The organism is Sphingomonas sp. EU05-FHT14C10, assembly GCF_058790595.1.
Genome location: NZ_JBYTEN010000002.1, coordinates 393,710 through 402,348, shown reverse-complemented (window position 1 = coordinate 402,348; position 8,639 = coordinate 393,710). Strand labels below are relative to the sequence as shown.

General features: G+C 62.6%; 10 protein-coding genes. 6 read left to right on the top strand and 4 right to left on the bottom strand.

The window, feature by feature from the left end:
* The 4 genes from AC3WT0_RS04710 to AC3WT0_RS04695 form a co-directional block, all read left to right on the top strand.
* Nucleotides 1-255: zincin-like metallopeptidase domain-containing protein (locus tag AC3WT0_RS04710; protein WP_492751846.1), on the top strand; the 255-nt coding region annotated here is incomplete at its 5' end.
* Nucleotides 252-506: a sigma-70 RNA polymerase sigma factor region 4 domain-containing protein gene (locus AC3WT0_RS04705; RefSeq protein ID WP_058801452.1), complete on the top strand. Its 255-nt coding sequence runs from the start codon at nucleotides 252-254 to the stop codon at nucleotides 504-506. The genes AC3WT0_RS04710 and AC3WT0_RS04705, both read left to right, overlap by 4 nt.
* 56 nt (nucleotides 507-562) lie before the next feature.
* Nucleotides 563-1,501 carry a nucleotidyltransferase domain-containing protein gene (locus AC3WT0_RS04700; protein ID WP_492751864.1) on the top strand — a complete coding sequence of 313 codons (939 nt, stop codon included), beginning with the start codon at nucleotides 563-565 and terminating at the stop codon, nucleotides 1,499-1,501.
* A 4-nt stretch (nucleotides 1,502-1,505) separates the two neighbouring features.
* Entirely contained in the window at nucleotides 1,506-2,312 is an 807-nt protein-coding gene (locus AC3WT0_RS04695) for an NYN domain-containing protein (protein WP_492751844.1), read from the top strand.
* A 6-nt stretch (nucleotides 2,313-2,318) separates the two neighbouring features.
* Here the strand turns inward: AC3WT0_RS04695 and AC3WT0_RS04690 are convergent, their stop codons facing one another.
* Together AC3WT0_RS04690 and AC3WT0_RS04685 are read right to left on the bottom strand one after the other, a co-directional pair.
* On the bottom strand, nucleotides 2,319-2,522 hold the full coding sequence (locus AC3WT0_RS04690; RefSeq protein WP_492751842.1) for a conjugal transfer protein TraD: 204 nt from the start codon (nucleotides 2,520-2,522) through the stop codon (nucleotides 2,319-2,321).
* A 16-nt stretch (nucleotides 2,523-2,538) separates the two neighbouring features.
* Nucleotides 2,539-2,862 (bottom strand): conjugal transfer protein TraD, encoded by a 324-nt coding sequence (locus tag AC3WT0_RS04685; protein WP_152998575.1) that lies wholly within the window; start codon nucleotides 2,860-2,862, stop codon nucleotides 2,539-2,541.
* 173 nt (nucleotides 2,863-3,035) lie between these two features.
* On the opposite strand from AC3WT0_RS04685, the gene traA reads away from it, so the two are divergent.
* Together traA and AC3WT0_RS04675 are read left to right on the top strand one after the other, a co-directional pair.
* Nucleotides 3,036-6,008 (top strand): Ti-type conjugative transfer relaxase TraA, encoded by a 2,973-nt coding sequence (gene traA / locus AC3WT0_RS04680; RefSeq protein ID WP_492751839.1) that lies wholly within the window; start codon nucleotides 3,036-3,038, stop codon nucleotides 6,006-6,008.
* A 9-nt stretch (nucleotides 6,009-6,017) separates the two neighbouring features.
* Nucleotides 6,018-6,479 carry a hypothetical protein gene (locus AC3WT0_RS04675; RefSeq protein ID WP_492751838.1) on the top strand — a complete coding sequence of 154 codons (462 nt, stop codon included), beginning with the start codon at nucleotides 6,018-6,020 and terminating at the stop codon, nucleotides 6,477-6,479.
* A gap of 776 nt (nucleotides 6,480-7,255) precedes the next feature.
* Here AC3WT0_RS04675 and AC3WT0_RS04670 read toward each other — a convergent pair.
* Both AC3WT0_RS04670 and AC3WT0_RS04665 read right to left on the bottom strand, forming a co-directional pair.
* Entirely contained in the window at nucleotides 7,256-7,957 is a 702-nt protein-coding gene (locus AC3WT0_RS04670; protein WP_492751837.1) for an amidohydrolase family protein, read from the bottom strand.
* A gap of 41 nt (nucleotides 7,958-7,998) precedes the next feature.
* Nucleotides 7,999-8,613 (bottom strand): uracil-DNA glycosylase family protein, encoded by a 615-nt coding sequence (locus AC3WT0_RS04665; protein WP_058801444.1) that lies wholly within the window; start codon nucleotides 8,611-8,613, stop codon nucleotides 7,999-8,001.
* Nucleotides 8,614-8,639 lie beyond the last annotated feature (26 nt).

The following is an 8,639-nucleotide window of genomic DNA, read 5'->3' as shown; positions in this document are numbered from 1 at the left end:
GGGCAGTGCTGGAGGCAGCCGATGGTTTTCTTCCTCGAACCCCGGATTGGGGCTGGACTGTCAGGATATGTCGCCGAAATGGCGTCGGCGTTCACCTGCGCTTCGCTCGGCATCGCGCCGACTGTTCGGCATGCTGATTATATCGCGTCGTGGCTGTCGGTGCTGCGAGGCGATGAGAAAGCAGTCTTCCGTGCAGCCAGTCAGGCGAGCAAGGCGAGCGAATATCTGCTCGCCCCTGTGGGAGGCGAGCAATGAGGCGCCGTGATCTTTCGACGGTCACTGTCGAGGACGCCGAACGCCGCATGGTGATCGCGCTAAGCAAGATGACCGCGCGGCAGGGCGACATCTTCATGTCGAAGCGGTTCGACGATACAACCCATGATGAACTCGCGGCGCGCTACGGGATCAGTGTCGATCAGGTCAGCGCCGACTTCGTTCGCGCCTTTGGTCTCTGGTCGCGATGCCTCCATGCGCGCTTCCCGCATCTGGTCTGGCCATGGCTCTAGCTGCGTTGGACTGGATGGCGCTTGCCATCCGGTCCAACGCCTTTCAGGGTGAACCTATGCGAACCGGCCTCGACCATCTTCCCGTATCCAAGCAGCGTGAACTTTCCGATGTCGTGCGCATATTGTTCGAGGAGTTCGAGACCGCGCATGCGCGCGGGAATTCGGACTGGAACCGCAAGGGCCGCATTTTCAAGATCGTCCTTTATGGGAGCTATGCGCGCGGCGATTGGGTCGACGATCCGGTCGGCGGCTATCAGTCTGACTATGATATCCTCGTCGTGGTCAACAATGAGCGGCTGACCGAGTTCGAACATTGGTCGGCGGCCGAAGATCGGTTGATGCGCGAGGTGACGATCAATCACACACTGACCGCGCCGGTGAGCTTCATCGTTCATTCGCTCAAGGACGTGAACGCGCAGTTGGAGCGCGGGCGGCCGTTCTTCATCGATATCGTCGAGCAGGGCATCGGCCTCTATGAAGCCGAGGGGTATGAGTTCGCGCAGCCGCGCAATCTGCCCCTCGACGAAGCGCGCATCGAGGCGCAGAAGAACTTTGACAGCTGGTTTCCGAAAATCGGCGCGGCCCGACGTGGCGCGCTCCACTACATTGATGATGACCAGCCGCTAGATGCCGCCTTCACATTTCATCAGGCGACCGAGCGCGCGTATCATTGCGCTCTCTTGGTCACGACGCTCTATTCGCCAAAATCCCATCGCCTCAACTTTCTCCGCTCGCAGTGCGAACAGATCGCGCCCGCCCTCGTCGAAGCTTGGCCGCGCGACGACAAGTTCAGCCGCCGCTGCTTCGAGCTTTTGCGGCTCGCTTATGTGAATGCGCGCTACTCGCCGCACTACAAGATCAGCGCCGAGGAAATGACCTGGATCGGCGAGCGCGTCGCGGTGCTCGAAGGCCTCGTCGAAAAAATTTGCCGCGATCATATCGCGGCCTTGGACGTATCCAGTGTCTCCGGCGGGAATGTATCGGATGGAAATTGAGAATGTGCAGCGCGTGACGCCGGATCGCAAGATCGCGCTGCTGATCGATGCCGACAATGTATCGCACGGCAAGATCGCGGCCATGCTTGCGGAGCTTTCAAAATACGGGACAGCCAACATCCGGCGAGCTTATGGCAATTGGGCCAGCCCGACCCTCAAGGGCTGGAAGGACAAGCTTCACGATTTTGCCATTCGTCCAATCCAGCAATTCAACTATTCGACCGGCAAAAATGCGACCGACATCGCGCTCGTGATCGACGCGATGGAACTGCTCTATACTCAGAAACTCGACGCCTTCTGCCTTGCTTCGAGTGACGCCGACTTCACGCCGCTGGTCATGCAGCTTCGCGCCAATGGTCACGAAGTTTACGGCTTTGGCGAACGAAAAACACCGAGCCCCTTCGTCAACGCCTGCACGACATTTCTATATCTCGACAATCTCGACGGGGCTGAACCGACCGCGTCGACACCGGAATCGCCGGAAGTAAAATCGACAAAGGCGAAGGCGGCGCCGAAGTCCGCTCCGTCTGCCAAGCCGGCAGGCAAGCTGCTCGCACAAGACACGAAACTTGTGACCATCCTGCGCGGTGCAGTTGAGGCTGCGGCGCGCGATGACGGATGGGCGGCAATGTCCGCGGCCGGGAGCGCGGCGAAGCGTCAAGCGCCGATCGATCCGCGCAACTATGGCGTCAAGAACTTCCCGGCGCTGTTCGAGGCGATCGGCTTGTTCGAGATCGTCAAGGGCGAGGGCGGCCACAGCTATGTCGCGGACAAGCGGAACAAGTACCGCACGCCCAAGCCCACCTCCTGATTACTTCTAATCTTCCGCGAATGCGCGCCGCCCCCTGCGGCGCCATAGCAGCAGTTGCTGCTCACGAGCTTCGCCGCGCAGCGCCGCCGCGGCATCGACCAGCAAACCAATTATCACGGCGCGATCATCGCCCGTCAGCTCGACCAGATCGGCCTTCGTGACGAGCCCGCCAAGCTCGATCAGTTGACGCGTGCGCTCACGGCGTTTCACCTGCCAAGCCCGCGTGTCATGCCGTGCCCGCTTCGCCTGAAGCCGGTTGCGGGCTTGCACCGATCGCCGATGCGCCGCCCGCGTTCCGGCTAGCGCCTTTGCGAACGCGGGCGCCATCGCCGCGAAAGAAGGCAGCGCCGCTTTTGCGCCACGCCTCCTTCCGCGCGGCGTCCGATCCGGCGGCTTCGATCAGCGCGCCAGCAAGCTGCTCCATCGACAGCGCGTCGGCGCCTATAGCAATCACCAGCTCGCCGAGCTGGCCTTGCTTCTTGGTCTTCAGCGCCTTGGCCTTGTCGGTGAGCGCCCGGAGTTCGGCATCGAAATCTCTCGGTTTGCGCATCGTCGGTCCTTCCATATTCATGCGGTCGGACGGACCAGCTATGCCGAGTCTTACGGCCCCGCAAGGTGCTGGAATTCCTTGAGATGACCTGATCCCGAGCGCGATGAATTCGTGTGAGGGCGCGCTTATACGTCGTGCCGACGTGCTCGTTTTGCTGTAAATGGATAGCCCTCATGGCGATCTACCATTTCTCGGCAAAAGTCATTTCGCGTACGGTCGGCAGCAGCGCGGTCGCCGCCGCGGCCTATCGTTCGGCCGATCGCCTGCACGACGAGCGGCTTGGACGTAGCCATGACTTCTCGAACAAAGCGGGCGTCGTTCATAGTGAGGTGATGCTACCCGAGGGCGCGTCCGGGGAATGGCGTGACCGCGAAAAGCTCTGGAATGATGTCGAGGCGTCGGAGGTCCGCAAGGACGCGCAGCTGGCGCGCGAAGTAGAGTTCGCGATCCCCCGCGAGATGACCGAGGGACAGGGCATCGAGCTCGCCCGCGACTTCGTCCAGCGCGAGTTCGTCGACCGCGGCATGATCGCGGACCTTAATGTCCACTGGGATATCGGCGCCGACGGCCTAGCGAAGCCGCACGCGCATGTGATGCTGACGATGCGCGAAATTCGGATTGGCGAGGACGGCAGCGCTGAGTTCGGTGCGAAGGTTCGCGATTGGAACCGGGCCGAGCTTCTGACGCATTGGCGTGAAGCCTGGGCGGACCATGTCAACGAGCGTCTTGCATCGCTCGACATCGACGCGCGTGTCGATCACCGCACGTTGGAAGCGCAGGGTATCGACCTCGAACCGCAGCACAAGATCGGACCCGCTGCATCGCGCATGGCGGCCGAAGGGCTTGAAGCGGATCGCCTCGCCGAGCACATCGAAATCGCGCGCTCGAACGGCGACAAGATCATCGCCAATCCGGGCATTGCGCTCGACGCCATCACCCACCGCCAGGCGACCTTCACGAACAGAGACCTCGCCATGTTCGTGCACCGTCACAGCGACGGGAAAGAGCAGTTCGACGCCGTGATGGCGGCGGTCAAATCGTCGCCCGACCTCGTTGCGATCGGACGCGATGGGCGCCGCGAGGACCGGTTCACCTCGCGATCGATGATCGAGACCGAACAGCGCCTCGAACGCGCGACGTCGACGCTCGACGCGCGGCGCCATCATGGTGTTGGCGATCGTCACCGCGAGCTTGCCTTGTCCCGCGCGCTGGAGCGCGGTCTCAATCTCTCTGCCGAACAGCGCTGCGCCCTCGAACATGTCACCAGCTCGCGCGGCGTCAGCAACGTCATCGGCTATGCCGGGACGGGGAAGAGCGCCATGCTCGGCGTTGCCCGCGAGGCGTGGGCGGCGGCGGGCTATCAGGTTCAGGGCGCAGCACTGTCCGGCATCGCGGCCGAAGGGCTCGAGCAGGGCGCGGGAATTGGCTCTCGGACGCTCGCCAGCCTCGAGCATCAATGGGCGAATGATCGCGAGCGGCTGACCGACAAACATATCCTTGTGATCGACGAAGCCGGCATGGTCGGCACACGCCAGCTCGAACGTGTCGTGTCCGAAGCCGAGCGACAGGGCGCGAAAGTCGTTCTCGTCGGCGATCCGCAGCAGCTGCAGGCGATCGAGGCGGGCGCCGCTTTCCGCGCGGCGGCCGAGCGCCACGGCGCCGTCGAAATCATGGATATCCGCCGCCAACAGGAAGACTGGCAGCGCGCGGCGACGCGCGAGCTCGCTACCGGGCGGACCGGCGAGGCGATCGGGCGCTACGCCGACGCCGGGTTTGTCCATGCCGCCGATACGCGCGAGGCAGCGCGGAGTGCCCTCGTCGATGCCTGGGATCGGGACCGGCAGGCGCATCCGAATGCGAGCCGCATCATTCTGACCCACACCAATGACGAAGTGCGCGAGCTCAACGAGGCGGTTCGCGAGCGGATGAAGGCCGGCGGAGCTCTTGGCAATGAGGTTGTGCTGACGGTCGAGCGCGGCCAGCGGAGCTTCGCGGCGGGTGACCGCATCATGTTCCTGAAGAACGAGCGCGACCTTGGGGTCAAGAACGGCTCGCTCGGAACGGTGCAGAGCGCGAGTCCGATGCGCATGGCGGTAATGCTCGACGACGGCCGCAGCGTCGCCTTTGACGTCAAGGATTATGCCCATGTCGATCATGGCTATGCGGCGACAATCCACAAGGCGCAGGGGATGACCGTCGACCGGGTACAGGTGCTCGCGACGCCGGGGGTAGACAGCCACTCGACCTATGTCGCGCTGTCCAGGCATCGCGAGCGCGTCGATCTCTACTATGGGCGCGACGATTTTGCGAACCAGAACAAACTCGTGCGCGCGGCATCGCGTGAACGCGGGAAGGATATGGCGAGCGATTATCGGATACCCGAAACGGCGAAGTCGGCCGAGCCGAAACGCAGCATGTTCGACGGGCTGAAGCTCTCGGTGTCGCGCGAAGCGCTGACGGAGCCGGCGCCCAGGATCAGGCGGGCGGCCGGCTTGGCGGAGGTGCGCGTGAACGCACGAGCGCTAGATCCCGCGCCCATGCGCGCCGAGCTTGACAAGGCAGTCGAGCGTTTTGCGCGGGCAACGAAGGAGATCGTCGACGTACGCCGCGCCGGAGGCAAGGAACTGCCGCACGAGATCGACAGCTACCGCAAGGCGTTCCGCGAGCTTGACGCGTTGCGTCCCGGTGGCGCGCGCGATCTGCGCGAGGCGTTCGGCAAGAGCGACAGGCTGGTCCAGAATGCGGCCGAAGGACGAACCGCAGGCGCGATCGAGGCGATGGACCGTCAGGACGCGGCCCGGGCCGCCGAGCGCGTCGCGGCAGAGCGCGCGGCTCGCGATGGGGTGCAGCAGGCTGCCGCAGCGAAGCGGCTCGCTGCCGAGCTCGAGAAGCGCGCCGAATTGTTCGTTGCGACTTGGAAGAAGGAGACTATGCGCGCACGCGAAGCGCCAACCTATGACGCGCGCGACAAGGCCCGCGCCAGTCTCACCGACATGGCGAAGAGCCTGCACCGTGACCCGCAGCTCGAGTCGCTGCTCCAGAACCGGCGCATAGAACTGGGCCTGACGCCTTCTGCGACGGCATCGCTGTCTCACGAACTACAGCAACATCTCGGCCGCTCACGCGGGATCGGGATATCTATGTAGGCCGGTGCCATGACGGAAAAACGCTCTCGCTCGACCCCGGCCTCCAACAATGCCGCCGAAGCCTTCGACAAGCTGCGCGACGAAATTTCGCTCCTGCATGCCGCAATCGAAGGTCTCACGGCAGCGAAGGAGAGGATGCCGGACTATTCCTCCACGCTTCGTGATGTGGCGGCTCGCCTCGACCGTATCGATCAGCAGATCGCAAGTATCAACGACAAGCCGGCCATGCGCCTCACACCGCTGACCCTTGCCGCCGAAAGCCATGAAGCCGCGCGATCCCTCGGTGCCGAGGATCGCAAATCCGTTGGGCAAGCCCGCGAGGAGCTGGCGCGGTCGCTTGGCCGCGTCGAGGGTATGTTCAAGCAGCGGCGGTCGACCGCCGATCAGGATTGGTGGGTGACATGGGCGGGGACAGGTGGAGTGCTTTGTGGGGCACTTCTTGCGCTGCTTGGCGTGGCGGCTTGGATGTAGCCCGGCATCGATTGAGCCGTGGCGGCTTTGCGCCCTAATGTCGGTCGTAGCGGGTTGCCTGACAATCGTCTGAAAGCAGACATGCCCGCCCATTGGTCTCAAAGGCCGGGTCCGGTAGTAGTCAATCATACCCAAGACTTGCTCGACGGCGGTACTCCGGCCGGAGTCCGACACTCACGCATTCCCAAAACGTCCGTCGCAACGCGGCTGCACATGTGCCGCTACCCGGAATGGGTGCTGCTGGAGAGAGTGGCGTCTCGTCCACCTTACACAGTGAACTGAGCGGCGAAGGCGACCTTGATTTCCCCCGTTGGCGCTGGGGAAATCGAGAATCGAAACGTTGAGCGATTGCCATTCGTTCCGCCAAGCTGCGCTGCGTCTCCCGCTTTTGCCAGTTCGATCCCCAGAACTGAGCGATCAACACGTGATGCGGGAGAAGCTGTCTCCCCTGAGATGCGGGCGAACGTAGCCGTCCTTATGATGACACGTCCTCGTACGGCACTGCGCTCGCATGAAGGTACAGCAGCAAGCTAGCCGTGATTGCAAGACGTGTTGAATAGAGGGGGACTCCGCGTATCGATGTTCAAGCGAGGGGGCCGCCGCGCTCCAGTTGACGAGGGACAGCGAGGGACCATTTCGTGAAGGGTACTCCATCGTGAATGACTTCTCCAAGATGGTTCGCACCGAGCCGTTCGGGAACGCGCCGCGAGCGGGAATGCGGTAGCAGGAAGGTGACTTCCCTGACGTCACGATGGACCGAGAGCCATGCGATCGCCTTATCGAAGATCAAGCCGCCGAAAGAGAAATACTCGGGCCGCAGGACCAAACCGAAGTCCCAGTCGTTGCCCTCTTTCTGAAATCCGCCCCATCCGGCATAGGTCTTGTCGATCAGGATTAAGGCGGCGGAAACCCAAGGCATGTTGCTGCTCGACGGCGGCGTGGGCGTCTTCGCCGGTCTCGACAATCTGATGATAGATCTGACTGTCCGGCCCCTTGCTGTTGAGGATCGGACCGGCCGTGAGGAGGTGCGGCCCGCACAAAGCACCAGCTTCCAGCTGTTCGGCCAGGCGCAGGTGAAACGGCATCCCCGACATGTTCCGGACGGTCGTGACCCCGTGCATCAGATTGGCGGCGAGTTCGGTCTGATCCCAGATGTGGACATGCATGTCATGCAATCCGGGGATCACCGTCAGACCGGTACCGTCGAAGACCATCTCCGGCGTTGCGGGATCGGGTTCGCCTTGCGGCAAAATTCCGACAATCCGGCCATCCGCGATGAAGATCGACACGTTTTCCGTCATGTCGGGCCGCTCACCGCGAAAATCGATGGCTGTGACATTGCGGATCACAAGTGACGCGACCGGTGGGGCGCAGCGCATTTGGGCTGGCGCGTCAGTCTGCGGGGATTCGTTGGCGAAGGTCTTGGACCCGGCGAAGAGAGCAACAATCGCCAATGCAAGGCAAATTCGAACACTCATTATGGAACTCCGAACCCGGGTTCGTCAGGATCGCAAATACGTTACAGAGGATCTTGAACCGACGGCCGCATGGCCGCGAGAATCCCGGCGACGCGCTCACGCAGGTGCGGCACAAGATCCGCTTCAAACCAGGGGTTTCTGGATAACCACATGCGATTGCGCGGGCTTGGATGCGGCAGCACCACCATGGCAGGAAAGGTCTTTTTCCAGCGGCAGACCAAACCCGTCAACGCACCCTTCTCGTCAGGGTAATGCCATGCGGCGGCATATTGTCCCACTATGATCGTGAGCTCGAGGCTTTGCATCGGCCCAAGCAACCGGTTCCGCCAAAGTTGCGCGCAGACGGATGGTGGTGGCAAATCACCAGATTGGCCTGTGCCCGGGTAGCAGAACGCCATCGGCACGATGGCGAAAATGCCGGGATCGTAGAACGTTGCGCGGTCCACACCGAGCCAGCCTCGCAGGCGGTCGCCCGAAGGATCGTCGAAGGGAACGCCCTTTTCATGGGTAAGGCGACCCGGCGCCTGGCCGGCAATCAGGATCCGTGCGTCCCGCTGCCATTGGAGTATGGGACGCGGACCCAACGACAGATCCTGACATTGCGCACAGTTGCGAATGGCATCGAGCAACAAGCTATCGTTAAAACCTGCCGTCATGGGTTCGCGTCCCTGTCCGGAAGCTT